The sequence below is a fragment of the uncultured Maribacter sp. genome (genome assembly GCF_963974015.1).
Lineage (GTDB): Bacteria > Bacteroidota > Bacteroidia > Flavobacteriales > Flavobacteriaceae > Maribacter.
Map to the genome: position 1 here is coordinate 172,839 of NZ_CAXBBZ010000005.1, position 19,669 is coordinate 192,507.

Genomic DNA, 19,669 nt, shown 5'->3' on the forward strand with positions numbered 1-19,669 from the left:
GATGTCTGCGGAATGGAAATTTATAAAAAAGCTTATATTTTTAGTTGTTTCAGAGTAGTTAATTATTTTTACTGTTCAAGATATTGAAATTGGGTTAATGATTTCAACATCTCGTGCTTTAAATAATTTAAATATTAAAGTTTATGTCATATAATAATCATTCTTTTGGCTTTCTCCTGATTTTTTTTATTATTTCAGTTTCCTCGTCTGTCAAATCTCAAACAATAGATATTGCCACTATCGCCGATGCCGCTAATGGTTTAAAAATGCGCTCAATTGGGCCAGCGGTAATGGGTGGTAGAATTGCCGATATAGCGGTAAGTGAACAAGATCCAAGTAATTGGTATGTAGCAGTTGGTTCTGGGGGTTTGTGGAAAACCAGTAATAATGGTATATCATGGAAACCTGTTTTTGATAGCCAGACCTCTTATTCTATTGGTTCGGTTGCTATTGACCCTAATAACTCGCAAGTGGTTTGGGTAGGTACTGGTGAAAATGTGAGTGGAAGGCATGTCGGTTGGGGAGATGGTGTGTATAAGAGTAACGATGGTGGCATAAGTTGGAATCGTACGGGGCTTTTTAAATCACAGCATATAGGTAAAATTTTAATTGACCCAAGAAATAGCGATGTGGTGTTTGTTGCCGCTGAGGGTCCATTATGGTCGGCAGGCGGAGATCGTGGTTTATATAAAACAATAGATGGTGGTAAAACGTGGAATCTGGTACTAGAAATTGATGAGAACACAGGAGTTACCGATATTGAATTTGATCCTTCTAATCCCGATATAGTTTATGCCGCTGCATATCAAAGAAGAAGACATGTTTGGGCGCTACTTTCTGGTGGGCCTAAATCAGGAATTTATAAATCATCTGATAATGGTGAAACATGGTCTAAAAAGAGCACAGGTTTACCTAAAGGCGAAATGGGTAAGATTGGGTTAGCGGTTACTTCTGCTAATTCTGATATTGTTTATGCTACTATTGAAGCCGAGAATTCTGAAAAAGGATTTTATAAATCTATAAATAAGGGAGAAAGTTGGGAACATCAGAACGAATATATTTCTGGTGGAACAGGACCTCATTATTATCAAGAGATCGAAGTTTCACCCTCCAATCCAGATTTGATTTATCAGATGGATGTTTTTATTCGAGTATCACGGGACGGAGGTAAAAATTTTAAAGTATTAGGAACAGGCCGAGAAAAACATAGTGATAACCACGCGCTATGGATTGATCCTGAAAATGGCAAACATTTATTAGCAGGTTCGGATGGCGGATTATACGAAACTTTCGATGAAGGTAGTACTTGGCGTCATTTTCCTAATTTACCTATTGCACAGTTTTATAAACTTGATTTAGATAATTCTGAGCCATATTATAATATTGTTGGAGGGGCACAAGATTTGGGTTCCTTAATTGGTCCTTCGAGAACAATGAATACCGAGGGAGTTAGAAATAGTGATTGGTATGTTCCATTGGGTGCTGATGGTTATGATAATGCCTTTGACCCTGAAGACCCTAATACGGTTTATATGGAAATTCAAGAGGGTAATCTTGTTCGTTATGATCGTTTAACAGAAGAAGGAATGGATATACAGCCCCAACCAGGTCTAGGCGAAATGGCGGAAAGATGGAATTGGGACAGTCCGTTATTAATTAGCCCGCACAATAACAAAAGGCTTTACTATGGTTCTCAAAGACTTTGGCGTAGTGATGATCAAGGTAATTCTTGGAAATCGTTAAGCCCTGACTTAACTACGAACCGCAATCGGTATGAGTTGGAGATGATGGGCAAAGTTTGGAGTGTTGATGCATTGTACGATAACAGTGCCATGTCAAAATATGCAACGCTAACTTCAATTTCTGAGTCACCAATAGTTAAGGGCTTATTATATGTTGGTTCTGATGATGGATTAGTGAATATTAGTGAAGATGGTGGTGATAATTGGAGAAAAAGCGCTACGCTTCCCAAAGTACCGGCACTTTCTTTTATAAATGATATAGAATCGTCAAATCATGATGCGAGCACTGTTTTTATCAGTGCAGATGCGCATAAGTTTGGTGATTTCAAACCATATATTTTCATGAGTTCAGATAGAGGTAGGTCATGGAAATCAATAGTGGGTGATCTTCCTAACGAAACAATTGTTTGGGTTATCAAACAAGATCCTATTAATGCCAACTTACTGTTTATAGGCACAGAATTTGGAATTTATTTTTCAACCAATAAAGGTGATAATTGGATTCAACTAAAATCAGGAGTACCAACTATTCCGTTTCGTGATCTTGAACTACATCCGCGAGATAATGATTTAGTTGTTGCCTCATTTGGAAGAGGGTTTTATATTTTAGATGATTATTCTCCTTTAAGAGAAATGGCTACTACACTTAATGCAAAGAAGAATACGTTGTTTTCAGTGAGAGACGCTTGGTGGTATATTCCTAATACGCCTATGCAGGCCAAAGGAATGCCTACATTAGGTAGTACGAGTTTTGCAACAGAGAATCCTCCGTTTGGAGCTTTGTTTACATATTATTTAGCAGATGTGCCTAAGACCTTAAAAGTTACACGCAAGGAGAATGAAAATTCTTTGAAAAAGAATAATTTAAGTATACCTTTTCCAGGATGGAAACAACTCGGGGAGGAGGCCAAAGAGAATGAGCCACGTGTATTGCTATTAGTTAGTGATGAAAATAACCAACCAGTAAGATGGATTGAAGGTAGTTCTGAAAAAGGAATTCATAGAGTAAATTGGGATCTACGATTTTCGCCACCAGACCCTATTGATTTGACAGTACCAGATTTTAGACCACCATGGGCAGGCGAAGCTCAAGGTCCATTGGCAATGCCAGGCCGGTATAGTGTGCAACTATATGTTTTATTTAATGGGGATTTAAAAGCGCAAGGAGATTCAGAAAACTTCCTTGTAAAACCAGTCAAAAAAACAGAAACAGATTATAAGTCAATTTCTTCCTTTCAAAACAAGACTGCCGAACTATCTAGGCAAGTATCAAATGTAGGCCAAAAGTTGGGTGAGATTAGTGAACGCCTTCGCTATATGAAAGCCGCATTGATAAATACACCAAAAGCAACTGCAAGTTTATTTGTACAATTAGAAAAGTTGAGTGTAGAATTAAGTGGGCTAATGACAAAATTGAATGGAGATAGTGTTAAGCAATCAAAAGATGAAGCAACTATACCTTCTATTCGGTCTAGAGTGGGTCAAGTAAGCTATTCACATTGGGAGACCACCCAATCGCCTACGGAAACGCAAAAAACGAATATAGATATTGCTTCCATTGATTTTGATAAATTTCAATCAGAAATGCGAAATTATCTAATGAAATTTGAAGCATTTGAGTCAAATTTAGAGGAGATAGGGGCTCCTTACACTCCTAACCGTAAATTTTAATTTCAAAAATTATTTTTAAGATTCGGGCCTTTAAAAGTAAACAGTATTATTTAACAATAAATTTTATTGGTAAATAATACTTGTATAAGCAACCCAATGCCTATTTGTTGAGAGTGCTGTTACTTCCATACCTAAATCTTCAACTTCGATAAGGGGATGATCAATACTGGTTTGGTATCCTAAAAAGGAGCTTTGAAGGTTTTCTTGATTTTCTAAAATATTGAGATTGTTTGCAAATGACATACCAAAAGGAACAGAATATCTGCCACACCAAACCCATTTATATTGCTTATAGTCATTTTTTTGAACCGTATATTCGGTAAACATCTTAATTTTTTCATTAGTTACAGTTCCTGATAAACAGTCATTTATAATTTTTAGGTCCATAGTAACCGCCTTTTGAGTACCAACGGAATCTGTGCCCATTGGAGCCATATTTTTACTGTCTCCCCATTCTAGATCCCCATAATGAACGGCATCATTTGAAATGACGATTGCTACATCTTTGCCAAATTCCCAATTTTTTTCTGCACATATATTATGCACTACTTTAGCAAGATTTTGACTTATATAATCAATGGTTGTGTAATTGATATAAGGCACAAGAATTGGAACAATTTCAGCTTTTCTGTTTTTTTTGTGCAACCATGGTATAATTGCTTCGAGTGAGTGTTCGATTACTTGCATACTATCATGCACTACAAAGTTATCTTCCGGTAAATGAGAAATAATCTCATCATTTAAAGAAGATACTTTAATGCCCCCATAAGGGGATTCCCATTCTGTAAATGTTCCAAAAATGAGCTTATCCTGTAGCTCATAATTACGAGCTCTATGTGCCACCCCTATAAGAATAATATTAGGGGCATTGATACCTCTTAAAGATTTATAATATAGCTGACCGGCAAATCGATAGTTATCATGGGGCGTAATGGCTGTTTTCCAATTTAAATTATTAGGAGAGTCCTTTAAGTCTAGCCTATTGTAAATTGAATCCATTTGCCAATCATGCTTAGCGTAATTGTTGGCTTCTCGTATCTTGATCGGTTTTGAGGAAACATCATTTTTTGGATTTTGTTTACAGCTTATCGCAAAGAGCGAAATGAATAATAAAACAATAAAATCTTTCATGACGGTTTAATTTATCTAGTTTCCAAATGTAATATTTGTAACTTAATAAATAAGGCAAGAAATTGTTTTAAGGTATTTGTTCAAATGTATATTTCGCTTTGGGTAAATTCTTAGTAAAAAGGTCAAACCTACCAAATCGGTTAGTTCCCCCGAATTCCCTTTTCAGTAGGCTGACCTAAAAATATATGATGTTACTATATGTTAGTAACTGTATTTATACATTTGAATGATCAAACCTAAGTTCATTATTTGAAAGGGTGTTACGGATATCCGTAACGGGTGGGATTTTTTTTTTAGATTAAGCCTAAATCTTTAACAATTGCCACAAGGTGTATGGCATTGTTGGCATTGAATTGAATGCGTAATTTATTAAGCCGCTTTTCTATAGAGCTTAAACTGGCAGGCGAGATATTTTCTTTTTTATAAAGCGAACTTATTTCTTCTTGCGACAATCCTTTACTGAGGTTGTCTAAGAGCAAAATGTCATAATCATCAACCTCTAATTCATTAGTACTATTAAGTGCATTGGAAACTTCGGGTGATAAAAAATTATTACCATTTACCACTTCGTTTATTGCTGTAGTTAAGTTTTTAAGGCCGGATCTACTCTTACAGACGTAAGCATCAATATGGTGCTGGTTAAAAAGAGTTCTAACTGCTTGCAGTCTATCTTCAACCGAATAAACAATTACCTTCAAAACAGGGAACTCTACTTTAAGTTTTTCTACCAATGCTTGGCCCGATGCGTATGTTTGTGAACGATGGTCAGCCTTAAAAGACAAGTCTGAAATGACCATTTCATAAGGTTCAAAGTCTAATTCAGCTTTTTTTATTTTTAAATATGCGTCATCACAATATTGAACCTGGTCAATAATCAAAACTCCCAATTCGGTCAATAAAGTATGTACACCTTTATTGATGTCTTCCATATCTTCCGCAATCAAAACCTTTTTGAACATGTCTTAAATAATTATAGTTGCCTTAAAGCCATCACCTTGCTTAGATTCAAAAGTAATTGTTCCATTTAAAGATGCGATACGGGATTCCGTATGTTGTAGTCCATTTTTTTTAAAAAGGTCGCATCCAACCCCATTGTCCCTATAGTCTATATGAATTTTAGGCCCAACTTTATGAAATACCAAGGCTACCGATGTAGCTTTACTATGTTTACGCATATTGGTCATTAACTCTTGTAAGACCCTATAGATAGCTGTTTTATTGAGCTCTTGCACAGCCTCCCAATTTATTTTTGACAGATTACGAGTGACTACAGTTACCGTATTGTTTTTATAACCAAATAACAGATCATTTAATTGGATGCCAAAATCTTGATGAAAGTCAATAGCACTATTTTCTCTTGAAATATCTCTGGTTTTAGCATAGATTTTTTCCATTTCATCAATAACCTTGCTGTCTATTCCAGCATTATTTTCAAGTGAGGTCATAACTTTGTACATATCATTAGCTACTTCATCATGTACTTTTTTAGAAATTCTAGTTTCGGTTTTATAGATTTCTTCAATTCTTGCTTTACGATATTTATTTCTATATATAAAATAGGAACCAATAAGAATCATTAATACAAATAATACTAGAAATTGGTAAACAAGCCGTTTTCGGAATTCAACTTCTTGTAGCAATTGACTGGCTTGGGTTTTTTTCTGCTCTTCAGCTACATTATATTTTAAAAATGCGTTTTTATTTTCAGCAATCTGGTTCGCGATAGAAATACTATCGGTCATTCTTTTATATTCATGAATTAGTGGGTTCTTATTCATACTCATTAAAAGAGAAATACCTTCTAGTTTTAAAGAGCTGCTATTTATTTTATTTGCCAATGACAGTACTTTTTCTGCATATATAAGCGCCTTTGCAGTGTCTTTTCTATCCAGATAATATTCTGCTAAATGCTTATTGCTTGCGTGAAGACCAACCAAATTTTTGGTATCCTCCCTATATTTTAATGCCTGTTTTATGTTTTTTAAAGCATTGGGTAGATTAAGTTTTGATTGTACATACCCAAGATTATTTAAAACTAATGCTATTTGAAACTTATCATTTGAGTATACTTGTTTTTGGTAGAGTAGGGTATATATATCAAGTGCGTTTTCATAATCCAATTGATCTTTATAGATGTTTGCTTTGTTATTAAGTAAAATAACACTGTCTTTAAATTTACTTGCTATTTGTAAAGCATTGTCGTAAGATTTAATGGCTTCAGATGGATTATTCGATGCTCTATAAATTCGGCCTAATTGATTGTATAGCCCAACTTTAGCATCGATCAATGTGTCTTTTGAAGACATAGATTGAATAAGATTTAAGGCTTCGACAATATGGTTTTCACTGTTGAAATTATTGCCGATTTTAAATTCTCCTATAGCTAAAAGTCTTAAATCACTGATAGCACTTAGTGTATCTTTTGAGTTTAAATCAGTTATTTTTTTTTGGATATAGAAATTAATTCCAGATGGTAAATCGTTTGGATGTACCGGATTATTAATTGCTCCATAATAATAATAATAAGAGCTGTCAATAGGTGTTTGTGCTATTGATATTAAAGGCAATGAAATTGCGAAAAAACTGAATAATATGGTTTGAAAAAGTAATGAAACTTTTGTGTATTTCATTCCTCTAAAGTAGCAACAAATTTTCTATAAAATTTTTAGTTTGTGATAGTCTTGCCAAATATTTTGGTCTTTGCTAAAATTGAAATTACCTTATAAAATCATATCATTTATAATTTTATAAGGTAATCGATGTAATGAAAATTTAAGATAACTGTATGAGCAAGGAAACCATTTGATATTTAGGTCCCTAACAACTTAATTAACCTCGCAATCCCTTTATTTTAGCCAAGGTCTCTTTTACCAAAGCTTCTAAGCCAGCGTAATCTTTATTAGCTAAAATTTCTTTACTAATTAGTTTCGAGCCCATGCCAACACAAGTAACACCAGCATCGAACCAAGCTTTTAAATTTGCTTCATCGGTACTAACACCGCCAGTTGGCATTACACTTGTCCAAGGTTGTGGGCCTTTAATCGCTTTCACAAAACCAGGGCCGTAAAGATCACCGGGGAATAATTTTACGATTTCACAGCCCATTTCCTCAGCTTTGTTTATTTCAGTTAATGAGCTACAACCTGGTGACCATAAAACTTTTCTTCGGTTACAAACAATTGCAATATCTTCTCTTAAAGATGGTGTTACTATAAAATTAGCCCCAATTTGCATATAGTATGAAGCCGCTGCAGCATCGGTAATAGAACCTACGCCCATAATCATATCAGGTAGGTTTCTTATTGCAAATTTGTTAAGTTCGGTAAATACTTCGAAAGCGAAATCGCCACGTGCGGTAAATTCCATTAATCGTGCACCACCATTATAACAGGCTTGTAGAATCTTTTTGCCTAGTTCGATATCTGGGTGATAGAATAAAGGAACCATGCCAGACTCCTTCATGACTCTTGCTACTTCTATTCTTGAATATTGTGCCATTTTTATGTTTTTTTATTTCTCTAATAAAGTTTTTATTGAAATCGAATTTTCTGGATTATCAATTTATTTTTTAGACATTGGTTGTAGTATCAGGAGGTCTACAGAAGATTCCCGCAGTATTATCTAGCAACTCTACCAGAGGCATCGCCACCCATAAGCTTGTTTACTTCTTCTACAGTAACCAAGTTGGCATCTCCCTTAATCGTATGTTTTAAACAAGATGCCGCAACTGCAAAGTTTAATGCATTTTGGTCATCTTCTGGGTATTTCAATAATCCGTAGATCAAACCTCCCATGAAAGAATCTCCACCACCAACGCGATCTACGATATCTGTAATTTGATATTGGCGTGTTTCAAACATGTTTTTACCATCATATAATACACCTGCCCATGTGTTGTGTGATGCAGAAATGGAACCTCTTAAGGTTGTAATCACCTTTTTTGCTCTAGGGAATTTTTCCATCATTTGCTTACAAACCGATAAGAAAGCCTCTGCTTTAACATCGTGCCCATGTTTATGAACATCTAAACCTTCAGGATGAATTCCAAAATGCTTTTCTGCATCTTCTTCATTTCCTAAGATAATATCGCAATACGAAGTTAAATCGGACATTACTTTTTCTCTATGCGCATCATCACAATACGTCCAAAGTTTAGCTCTATAATTTAAATCTGTAGAAACTGTAATTCCTTTTGCGCTAGCCGTTTTTACAGCTTCTAAACAAACATCTGCAGCTCCTTGAGAAATAGCGGGTGTAATACCTGTCCAATGAAACCATTCTACACCTTCAAAAACAACATCCCAATCGATCATTCCAGATTCTATTTCTGCAATAGCCGAATGTGCTCTATCATAAACTACTTTACTACCTCTAGATACTGCGCCAGTCTCCAAGAAATAAATTCCTAAACGATCTCCACCGTATACTATTTTATCTACTCCAACACCTCTTTTACGCATTTCCATCATGGCACATTCACCAATATCATTTTTTGGCAAACGTGTTACAAAATCGACAGGCACACCATAATTAGCTAAAGAAACAGCTACGTTAGATTCTCCTCCTCCGTAAACTACATCAAAACTATTGGCTTGTGAAAATCTTAAAAATCCTTGTGGTGCTAAACGAAGCATAATTTCACCGAATGTTACTACTTTTTTCATGTTGGCTATTAAGTTTGAAATGTAATAAAATATATTTGTTTAATCGATTAACCAATTATCATAAAAAATAACCAAAAAAGACATTTTTTGATTACGGTAATTAAAGCCTTACTTTTGGTTAATCGATTAAACAAATATATATAAAGAAGTTGAATATAAAAAGAACAACTTTAAAAGACATTGCCAATGTTTTAAGTATTTCAACGGCAGCGGTTTCCAAAGCTCTGAACGATGACACGCGCATAAGCGTAAAAACAAAAAAAGCGGTTAAGCAAGTGGCCAAGGAATTGAACTATCAGCCTAATCATTTGGCAAGTGCGCTTAGAAAAGGGAAAAGTAATTTGGTGGGTGTAATCTTACCTAGAACTAATAGCAGTTTTTTTTCTTCTGTGGTTGAAAACATGGAAGAGGTACTTAATAAAGCTGGGTATAATATTATTATTACCCAATCTAATGAGTCCTTTGAAAAGGAGTGTAAGAATATTGATACGCTGTTGTATACACAAGTGGATGGTATTATAGCTTCAATGGCCAATGAGACGGTAGATTTATCTTACTATGAAAAAATAAAATCCAATGGTATTCCTTTAATTCTGTTTGATAGGGGAGAGAACGATTTAAATGTCGATTATGTAGGTATTAATGACTATGATAGCAGCCATATGATTATTGAGCATTTAGTGGCAAAAGGATGTAAACGTATTGCACATATTGGTGGCTATAGACGAACAAGAATATTTAACAATAGAATACGTGGATATATAGATGCGATAAAAAAACACGATTTGCCCCATGATGATGAGTTGTTGATAGAAAGCAGTCTGACATTAGAAGATGGAAGGCGCCAAATGAAAAAATTATTGGCATTGAAAAATAGACCTGATGCAGTTTATGTAGCAAGTGACTATGCTGCTTTGGGAGCACTTCAAATTTTAAATGAAAGGGGAATTAAGGTACCGGAAGAAATTAAATTGGTAGGTTTTGGTAATGAGCCGTTCACTTCACTGGTTACTCCTTCCATTACTAGTGTTAGCCAACATAGTGAGCAAATTGGAAGGTTAGCGGCAGAAACTTTTTTAGGCTATGTAGAAAAGGATGTTGTTGTTCAATCTTTGAATAAAATAATTTTAGATTCAGAATTAATAGTTAGAAGTTCTTCTAATTAAAAAGGAGTGTTTGGAAAAACAGAACAATTAATTGGCACTGTTTAAAAAAATTACTCGGCTTATTAGTACCTTAGAAAAAGGTTTAACAGGTGTCCTTTTTTTTTAAATAATCCCCAAAATAATTACTGATAAAAAGTCCACACTTTATGACATTTATCAGATTTTTTCTAGAAAAGTAAGGCCACATTTGTAGCATATTTAATCTAGAAACAATGCTTACATCTAAATCAATACACACTTTTCATATTCCTGTAATGGGATTGGCATATACCATAGACAGCCCAATTCGCGTGGCTCATTATGGAATTTCATCTGTAATTTCTATAATAGATGATGAGCTTATGGAAAAAATGAGTTTGTATTATAGCAAAAAATTCAGTCTTCCTTATAAAGAAATATCAAAAAAAGTACAAGACTACCGTGCCGAACGCATTACCTCTTATCTAAATTTAGTGGATATTATCGTTAAGAAGAAATTTACTGAATTTAAAACAGAACTATTAGAAAGTAAATTGGCATTAGAAAATTTTCTAGCAACGTTACCAAATACATCTTCCATAAAAGAAGGGCTTTCTAATTTAATGAATGAAGGAACGGCACATAAAGAGAGTTTAGATAATTTTTTGGAAATGTATTTAAAAGTTGGTGATATCGATGTGAATATCATGACAAAAGTGGATAAGGATAATTTCACTAAAAATGAACAATTACCTATCGAATTTAATGATGCACATGCATCTCTTCGTGGTTTTGCCAATAGTAATTTAAATTCTTCAGTTGTGCTCTCGGCAGGGATGAATCCCAGATTATATAGTTACTTTGAGAATTTTAAGGATTTCTTTCCAGATAAAAACAACCAGTTGAAAAAAAGGATTATTCTTAAGGTTAGCGATTATCGTTCGGCAATTATACAAGGTAAATTTTTGGCAAAAAAAGGACTTTGGGTTTCAGAATACAGAATTGAATCTGGTTTAAATTGTGGCGGACATGCCTTTGCGACAGATGGCATATTATTAGGGCCTATTTTAGAAGAGTTTAAAAATAAAAAGGCAGAATTACTACAAGATACCCACGATGTATTTGTAAAAGGTTTAACGCAGAAAGGTTTAACTGCGCCTGAGCAACCACTAGATTTGAAACTTACCGTGCAAGGTGGGGTTGGTACAGCAGGTGAACACGAATTTTTACTTGAAAACTATCTAGTAGATTCTGTTGGTTGGGGAAGTCCATTTTTATTGGTTCCAGAAGCTACTTCTGTAGATGCAAAAACCAGAACTTTGTTGGCAAACGCTATTGAGAAAGATTTTTATTTAAGTAATATTTCACCTTTAGGTATTCCTTTCAACACCATAAAGGGAACCACAAATGAGTACCATAAGCAAAAAAGAATCGATAATAATAAAGCCGGTAGTTCTTGTCCTAAAAAATATCTGGCATTAAGTAAAGAGCTAGGTCCGGAAGGTATTTGTACCGCTTCAAAAAAATATCAAGATATAAAATTACAAGAATTAGAAACTAAAAGGTTAGAGATATCTCAAGACGCATATAAGAATAAAAAAAATAAAATAAATGAAAAAGCCTGTCTTTGTGTAGGCTTGGCGAATGCATCTTTTTTGGAAAACAATATTAAAATTAAAGGCCAAGAACAAGGTGTAGTAATTTGTCCTGGCCCTAATATGGCTTATTTTAACACAGAAGTGTCACTATTTAAAATGATGCGACATATTTATAGGAATGACTCTGTTCTTTCGTCTATTTACCGACCCAATATGTTTATTAAAGAATTGAAAATGTATATAGATTATTTGAAAAAAGAAATAGAAACGTTTTCAGAAAATATTACGAATAAACAAAGTAAGAAGTGGGAAGTTTTTAAAAGTAATTTGTTTGATGGAATCGTTTATTATGAGAATTTATTTCCAACCTCTAAAACAACAGAAAATGTAATTATTCAAAAGGAACTTAAATTTTATAAAGAAGAACTAATAGCTGTTTCCTTACCAGTATTAGTATAGATTGCTAATCAACACTTAAAATACTAATAAGTTTGATACTTGAATTATTAATAAATTTAATCTGGTAATTGTAGATGATTCAGCTCTTTGGCTATCTATAACGGAAAGATTGGCAAAATTACATCCAAATGTAGAGGTTATGGATGCTTGGATAGTTTTACAAGTGAATAAATCTAACGTTTTAATGACGGATATTGAGATGCCTTCGATGAACGGGCTTTCTTTTCTATCTATGTTCAGCGAAAAACTACATGTAATTTTTACGTCAACTAAAATGAGTTGTAGATTACATGCTATCGAACTAGGCAGTGTAAATTTTTTATCAAGGCCTTTTTCTAAGACTGAATTTAATCATGCCTTAAAAGATGTTCATGAAAGAATTACACGCCAAAAGTATTAATCGCATTTAATACAAGGTTCTACCCAATTCTTTTCTCATAGAATCTGTAAAGATATAAGTAGGGCAAAAACTAGTATTTTTATTCAAAATTGACATTTTTTCTCACTTTTCATTTTTTAATGTTTTTAGGCCACAATATTGTATGTAATTTGAGTGAGATCCATTGACAACAAGTTTATTGCTTTGAAGAGATTATAAAATCTTTACTTTCTTAATTAGAGACCATTGTTGAAAAGCGAATATCTGAATGTTATAAAGAGAGCCTTTCTATTAATCATATACTTCTCAAAATGATTTTCTAAGTTTTATACACTACTAATTGGCTCCGTCTAATTTTGCTACATCAATGGTAAATTTGGCTACCTCTCGACCCTGATCTGTTCCTACTGTTGCATCAAACGTCCAGTGAATTCCGCCATAAACCCTAGAAATGGCTGCTTCCTCGGCCCAACCTCTCACCAAAGTCGCTTTTTCTGGAAATATATATGCAAGTACTTCAGATGCCGCTGCAGAGAAAACGCTGTGGCCAGATGTGTAGCTTGGAAAATTTGGGGTACCGGCAATGGTCTTAAAACCATCAATCAGTTGTATGGGTCTAGGATAGTGGTAATAATATTTGGCATCCCAGCAACTGATGCCCGCATCCATTACGGCCATATTTAAATAGGCCATGGTTCTAGCTGATCTTAATGGATTCATTTTGTTTTCTACCATAAATTCATTCGTAAAACGGTTCCAATGTCCCGGAGGGGTATAAGTGCCCAATCCATCTTGCCAAAAATTGGCAATTCTTCTTTTCTCTTCGGTCATATTATCGGCATGGTCCTTTAATATGGCGACGTCTCTAGTGAAAGCTTCAGAATCAAATACTGGTGGTGGTATGGGACGTACATCTTCGACATTGGCAATATTCCACATACTAACTTTTCCGAACAATGGCGTAAGTCCCACAGGTCTTATGGGTACCTCAAGATTATCCCATTGCCAACCAAAACGTTCAAAGGCCGCGGCCTTTATAGAATCGGAAATGGCTTTAGGTGTTTGTGCATTTTTCATACCATCATTCCCAGCCCTTGCCAAGGCAATTGTTGAGATTTCGTCACCTATTGTTATACCCGAGACAATATCACTAGGGACATTTCCACCAGAAAGTAAAAGACTTTCTAAATGCTCGTCTTCCATTTTTTGTAAATAATCACCCTCTAATGGAAACATAGCTAAAAGTACTTTTTTGGAAACTCTTGCTAAAACAGCACCGTCGGATGGATAGGAAGGAATATCGTTAGGTTCATACGCAAAGGTGATAGAATTGTCTTGCTGGTAAGGTGCGGCCCTGTTATATAAATATTTATGATGCCAAGCTGAAATCAATCCATCGAACTGTGCTACGGAAAGATATGCCAAAGCCCTAGAGGCATAGGGTGGATGTGCAAAAGGAAAACTAGGAGGCCCATTAGGATTGCTTGGATTAGGCAACGTATAAGTTCCATCATCATTTGGTCCGGGAATCAGGTTGTATTTTGCAATAAGCTCCAAGGCTATTTCATTCCATCTCACAACGGCATTATTGCCCCAGTAAGCCAATGCCTTTTTTTGAGAGGTATCTATTTCATTCATAGACACCTTTAATGCAGAAATTTCTGCTTGATAGCTATCCGAAGAGATGTCTTCTGGTTCGTCTATATTTATCGCAGCACCCTCATCAATTAAAATGGGTTGCCAAGTACCTCCATTTTCATCGGCCCTTGAATAGGAGTAGTCTTTATATTTTAAATATGTGTGCAGATCTTTTTCGCATGAAACGAATGCAACCACGCCACAAATGATAATAATTAATATAGCTGATTTATTGCGCATTTTGTTCGTTGTTTGTGTTTTTGATGAAATTAAATTGATAGGTCAAACCTAAGCCTACATTGCTGATTTTTGCTGTATTTAAACCGTTCACTACATTAGTATAATAACCTACTACACCCAGACCATTGAGAGAAGGGGGGTAATATTGGAGGGAAATTCCAAGCCTGTCAAATTTCACTTTATTCGAAGGTTGTGCCGCGTTGTAAGCCCTGATATTGTCACCGCTTGTAGATTTTAGACCAGTATAATTTAGTTCTAACTTTAATGCATTGTTCATAAACCATTTACCGAGAACCCCCTCAAAATTCCATGCATTCGGGACATCCATCAAGGAAGTATAAAAACTGCCATTATTGTAATAATAGTCGCGTTCGGCCTCTGTATAGCCACGCCATAAATGGCTTGCCATACCACGCACATAGAAACCATTGCTAAGTTGGTATTGTGCAATACCACGTAGCGAAAACTCTGGAGCACCAAAACCCAAGCTATAAGGCATATAGTCTGATAAATAATTGGTGGCAGGCGTTGAATAACCTACTGTCGTTAACAGTGATAATCGACCGGAACCCACTGATTTTTCTAGAGCTTTGTATTTTAAAGCAACCATAAAATCTTGAAAATCATTTGCCCCTTCAAATTTGCCCCCATTAGGTTCAGATGATTTTGTTTTAACATAAGGAAGCCCAATATAAAAGTTTAAGTCATCGAATATGCCTACGGCTGCCATTGGTAATATTGTTGTGCGATTTACAGAAGCAATGGTTTCGTTCGACCTTAAATTATCACCTTCCCAATATCGGTCAAAATGACCGTAATCATAACTTAAAAGAATACATATATTCTTTGGTGGCATCATTAAGGCATCAGTGGGAGTCTGTCCAATAGAAAGAACAGCGGTAAATAAAAATACAATCAAGATATTTAAATCAATCTGTGCCTTTCGCTTATATCGAAAGAGTGAAAGTAGAAGTGCGGTCATTTTATAATTGGTTTTTAGGTCGATTGTTTAAAGTATTGACCGGCCAAAGTTGGCCGGTCATTTACCTTTTATTATTGGTGTGATTTTACCAACATCGTAACAAACTCAACTTAAGATCAAATGTAATCGCATTATACCTACACAGTGATTAATGAAAAATCAAAAAAAATTAATGAAAGATTAAATACCTTAATCAAATAATAAAAAAATCATAACCCTTGATAAAGTTTGTATTTTGATTTTTATATAAACTTTAATTATGGTTTTTGATTATACGAGGTTAAGTACTGCAAAACGAAATCTAGATTTGTAATTAGATGCTTTTTTAAAAGAAGGTATTGATACTAAGAATAGTTATACTGATATGGTTTTTCTTGTTCTAAAGAATACTATAAAATTCCAAGTAGGTTTTTAAACATTGTTCGTAAGGATGATACAATTGTGACAATAAGGATAAAAACTTCCTGTAAAATAATTTAAATCTCTAGTGTAATTTATTTAAGAACGAGGTGTCTGCTTAACTTGTTTTTTATAGTAGGGAGAAAGGACTCGAACCAGCTACCTTCGGGTAATGAGCTCACCAAAAAGCTCCGATTTCCTTGTATTTATTGACTTTTAGAAATAATAACGTGTACGTTTACTTGTACGTTAATTATACATTTAGATAGTTGAAATCTACTTGTAATTTATCTATCTTCAATTAATAAAATTTGATTAAGGTTTGTTTTTTTAAGTTATTTACATATCCTATGAAGTATGCCTTATAGTTATGAATGAATATCATAATATGAAATTTAGCTACTTTTCGACATAGTAGATTTTATTTGAATTTTCCTAAAGGAAATGATTCTGAATTATGACCTGTCCAGTTTAACTGTAGGATATCAATGCAATAATTTGGGATTAAAATCTCCTAACTCGATTTAAAATTTAAAAATTTTACGCAATTTTTTACACTATAATAACTTCATAATTTCAACGTTTTATATGTATTTTCTTATAAAATCTTTCAGAGGTATGAAATATCCATGTTTAGGTATTAAAGTATGTTATTTACTATTCATTATGCTAAATGCCTTCCCAGCTGGAGCACAAAGTGTTCAAGAGCTTCAACATTTGATTTCTCAACCAGAGCTTACTGAAAAAGAGAAAATAAATACCTTATATACCCTAAGTCGGGAATTAACCTATGTAGACAATATTAAATCTCTGGAATACGCAGAAGAGGCCTTACAATTAGCAACCGAAGTCAACTATATTGATGGCATCGCCTATAGCTATAGAATACTATCGAGCATCTATGCTTTAAATGATAATTATTTTATGAGCATGGAATATATCCAAAAGGCTATTGACATTTTTGAAAATCGGGACGATGCGATAGGAATAGCAAATTGCTATATTTCATTGGGCCATATATATCGTAGCCTAAATAATCATGAACAGGAAATAAAATACCATAATAAATCTTTTGAAGCTTTTAATAGACAAGGAATTACTGAACGCATTGGAGTCTCCGCACATAATCTAGGCGAGAGTTATTACAACAACAAGGAGTTTGCAAAAGCCGAAAACCTTACAAGATTAGCTATTAAAATCAATGATTCCATTCTAAATCTTCCAGTGCTTTCAAGTTGTTACAAGGTAATGGGACTGATCAAAGAAAATGAAAAACAACTAGACTCCGCCAGCTATTATTTTAATAAAGTTATTAAAATATCTAATGAACTTGGAGATAACGCACAAAAAGTAGCTACGGTAGAAGCTATGATACATTTGGCTACAATGGCCAAATCACCTAAAAAATATAACCTTGAACTTAAGTACCTTCAACAAGCCGAAGCATTTTGTGAAAAATTTAATTTAAAAAAACTCCTACTTAAGGTTTATCACGAAATGCAAACGTTCTATTTAAATCAGAATAAGCTTGGGGAAGTAAGGTTTTATCTCAATGCATACGATGAACTTGCTGGTGACCTCCAAAGAGTCCAGCTGGAAGATCGAAACAGACTCACCGAAAGTATGACTTCCATTCATCAACTAAACAAAAGAACCGATAAACTCCATAAAGAAAATGCGGCCCAAGCCTCAACTATATTTTATCGTAATATCAGTTTATATATCACATCTTTTTTTTTAATCGCTCTGTTTGTCGTTTTAAGAAAACTTAAACATATTAATAGGGAACTCAAGTCCCAAAACGATACGATCAATGAACAGAAATCGGAGTTACAGAAACTTAATGCGACTAAAAACAAGTTTTTTAGCATCGTTGCCCATGATTTGAGGAGTCCTTTAGCTTCTCTAAAATCCTTTAGCTCCGTTTTGGTGGAAGATATTGATTTTATAAGCCAAGAAGAAATTCAAAGTATGGGGAAAAAACTCAATACATCCTTGGATAATACTCTTAAGATGGCGGACAACCTGATTATCTGGGCACAAAGCCAAATGAATATAATCGAGGATAAAAAGGAGAACATAAATCTAAGAGAAGTCGTTAATGAGATTTGTGAAATCTTCAAAGTAATTGCCAATAACAAAGAGGTAAGGTTAATAGCCTCTGTAATGGGTGACCCTCATTTTATAGGGGATAAGGATCAGGTTGAATTTGTGATTCGTAACTTAATCAACAATGCAATTAAGTTCACCCCAAGAAAGGGTATTGTTAATGTATCGGTCACGCAAATTTCAAATCAAATTAAAATAGTAGTTTCCGATACCGGTGTTGGAATGTCGTCTGAGTTTAGTGAAAATCTTTTTTCTATTCAAAAAACCAAAGGAATTCCTGGTACCGAAGGAGAAAAAGGTAGCGGCCTAGGCCTTGTTCTAAGTTCTGAATTCGTAAAAAGAAACAATGGGGATATTCATGTTGTTAGTCAGGAAGCTATAGGTACGACCATTACTGTTTCTTTTTCAAGTGGGCGAAAAACAGCCTAATTCAGATAATACTGTACTAAAAACAACCTCTATTGTGGGAAAGATTATTTCGCATTTAAAAGGTCTTACTTCTACATAAAACAACGGTTTAGCGTAAACTAAAACGTTTTTTAAATACTTTAAATTTAGTAGCAGGGACTGGACTCGAACCCGCGACCTTCGGGTTATGAGCTCTTGGTTTGGAAAAAATCCAACGGTTTTATTGGGCTCAACCGCTATGAAATTATAAAATCGTATGCAAAAACGTATTCAGTTTTAGTTTTCTGATTGTTAATAAATTCTGAAAGCAATTTAAGCAAAAAAGAAAATAATATTCAGTTTTTTTAATGCTTTAGTAACTTCAATCTGAATATTGGAAAGTAATTTTATTCATTTAAGCAATTATACATCTCTTAAGTTTGATTCTCTTTAAATTGATAGTCTAATCAGAAAGAACAAAAGAGAGAATTAGGTTTAGTATACGTTTTTAATTAATCGAATTATTATTCTGTTTTAATCTGGTTGAGGGTTATAAGCCCAGCATTCCATCTCCACTCGAGCCCCAAGTGCTAGACCCTTAACTCCCATTGCTGAACGAGTAGGGTAACGGCCCGCTTCAAAATAACCTGCATAAACTTCATTGAAATCTTGCCATTCAGACATGTCGGCAAGCATCACGGTACATTTGAAGACATCCTTTAGACCAAGTCCGTGGTTAGCAAGAGTAGCTTCAATTCGTTCGAACATACGGTGAGTTTCAGGTACAATACCACCAGGGACAACTCCGGTTCCTTCCCCAGCAACTCCAATATCACCAGAAAGGAAGAGGATATCCCCAACCTGTACTGCACTTGAAAAGGGATAAGGAAGTTCAGAAGGGGTGAATGTCGGAGCCTGTTTCTCCAAAACATCTTCAGCATCTTTATTTTGAAAACTGGCGTTAGAATCAACATAATTGTTGATATTTTCTTCTTTACCATTTTTACAACTTACCAATACTAGTAGTATAAAAAGAAATGATTTCATTAAATGTTTCATGATTTTATAGTTTTGTAATGTATACTAACGGTCTCGGCTATGAATAGTTGCGTGGTTTAGCACTTAACCTGCCCATAGGCAGGCTTT

The 19,669-nt window shown here is 34.5% G+C and carries 13 protein-coding genes; 5 read left to right on the forward strand and 8 right to left on the reverse strand.

Annotated elements, in window-relative coordinates:
- Positions 1-143 precede the first annotated feature (143 nt).
- On the forward strand, positions 144-3,413 hold the full coding sequence (locus tag AACZ41_RS10335) for a glycosyl hydrolase (protein WP_339628366.1): 3,270 nt from the start codon (positions 144-146) through the stop codon (positions 3,411-3,413).
- 63 nt (positions 3,414-3,476) lie between these two features.
- Here AACZ41_RS10335 and amrB read toward each other — a convergent pair whose 3' ends face one another.
- From amrB to AACZ41_RS10360, 5 genes are all read right to left on the reverse strand, one after another.
- Entirely contained in the window at positions 3,477-4,544 is a 1,068-nt protein-coding gene (gene amrB / locus AACZ41_RS10340) for an AmmeMemoRadiSam system protein B (protein ID WP_339628367.1), read from the reverse strand.
- A 293-nt stretch (positions 4,545-4,837) separates the two neighbouring features.
- A complete protein-coding gene (locus tag AACZ41_RS10345) occupies positions 4,838-5,503 on the reverse strand; it encodes a response regulator (RefSeq protein ID WP_339628368.1) in 666 nt (221 codons plus the stop codon).
- 3 nt (positions 5,504-5,506) lie between these two features.
- Positions 5,507-7,174: an ATP-binding protein gene (locus AACZ41_RS10350; protein ID WP_339628370.1), complete on the reverse strand. Its 1,668-nt coding sequence runs from the start codon at positions 7,172-7,174 to the stop codon at positions 5,507-5,509.
- Between the two features lie 199 nt (positions 7,175-7,373).
- Entirely contained in the window at positions 7,374-8,042 is a 669-nt protein-coding gene (locus AACZ41_RS10355; protein ID WP_339628371.1) for a bifunctional 4-hydroxy-2-oxoglutarate aldolase/2-dehydro-3-deoxy-phosphogluconate aldolase, read from the reverse strand.
- 119 nt (positions 8,043-8,161) lie between these two features.
- Positions 8,162-9,208 carry a sugar kinase gene (locus AACZ41_RS10360; RefSeq protein ID WP_339628372.1) on the reverse strand — a complete coding sequence of 349 codons (1,047 nt, stop codon included), beginning with the start codon at positions 9,206-9,208 and terminating at the stop codon, positions 8,162-8,164.
- Positions 9,209-9,357: 149 nt separating this feature from the next.
- Here AACZ41_RS10360 and AACZ41_RS10365 point away from each other — a divergent pair, with 149 nt between their 5' ends.
- The 3 genes from AACZ41_RS10365 to AACZ41_RS10375 all read left to right on the forward strand — a co-directional run bounded on the left by AACZ41_RS10365 (position 9,358) and on the right by AACZ41_RS10375 (position 12,789).
- Entirely contained in the window at positions 9,358-10,374 is a 1,017-nt protein-coding gene (locus AACZ41_RS10365; RefSeq protein ID WP_339628373.1) for a LacI family DNA-binding transcriptional regulator, read from the forward strand.
- A gap of 212 nt (positions 10,375-10,586) precedes the next feature.
- Positions 10,587-12,389 carry a hypothetical protein gene (locus AACZ41_RS10370; protein WP_339628374.1) on the forward strand — a complete coding sequence of 601 codons (1,803 nt, stop codon included), beginning with the start codon at positions 10,587-10,589 and terminating at the stop codon, positions 12,387-12,389.
- 67 nt (positions 12,390-12,456) lie between these two features.
- Positions 12,457-12,789 carry a response regulator gene (locus AACZ41_RS10375; protein ID WP_339628406.1) on the forward strand — a complete coding sequence of 111 codons (333 nt, stop codon included), beginning with the start codon at positions 12,457-12,459 and terminating at the stop codon, positions 12,787-12,789.
- A gap of 315 nt (positions 12,790-13,104) precedes the next feature.
- Here AACZ41_RS10375 and AACZ41_RS10380 read toward each other — a convergent pair whose 3' ends face one another.
- Together AACZ41_RS10380 and AACZ41_RS10385 are read right to left on the reverse strand one after the other, a co-directional pair.
- Entirely contained in the window at positions 13,105-14,646 is a 1,542-nt protein-coding gene (locus AACZ41_RS10380; protein WP_339628375.1) for a phosphatase PAP2 family protein, read from the reverse strand.
- Positions 14,636-15,628 (reverse strand): transporter, encoded by a 993-nt coding sequence (locus AACZ41_RS10385; protein WP_339628376.1) that lies wholly within the window; start codon positions 15,626-15,628, stop codon positions 14,636-14,638. Before AACZ41_RS10385 ends, AACZ41_RS10380 begins: the two co-directional genes overlap by 11 nt.
- 1,017 nt (positions 15,629-16,645) lie before the next feature.
- Between AACZ41_RS10385 and AACZ41_RS10390 the strand changes: the two genes are divergently transcribed.
- Entirely contained in the window at positions 16,646-18,565 is a 1,920-nt protein-coding gene (locus tag AACZ41_RS10390; RefSeq protein ID WP_339628377.1) for a tetratricopeptide repeat-containing sensor histidine kinase, read from the forward strand.
- Between the two features lie 492 nt (positions 18,566-19,057).
- On the opposite strand, the gene AACZ41_RS10395 is transcribed toward AACZ41_RS10390, so the two are convergent.
- Positions 19,058-19,582, reverse strand: a complete 525-nt coding sequence (locus AACZ41_RS10395) for a RidA family protein (protein WP_339628378.1) — start codon at positions 19,580-19,582, stop codon at positions 19,058-19,060.
- Positions 19,583-19,669: the final 87 nt, after the last annotated feature.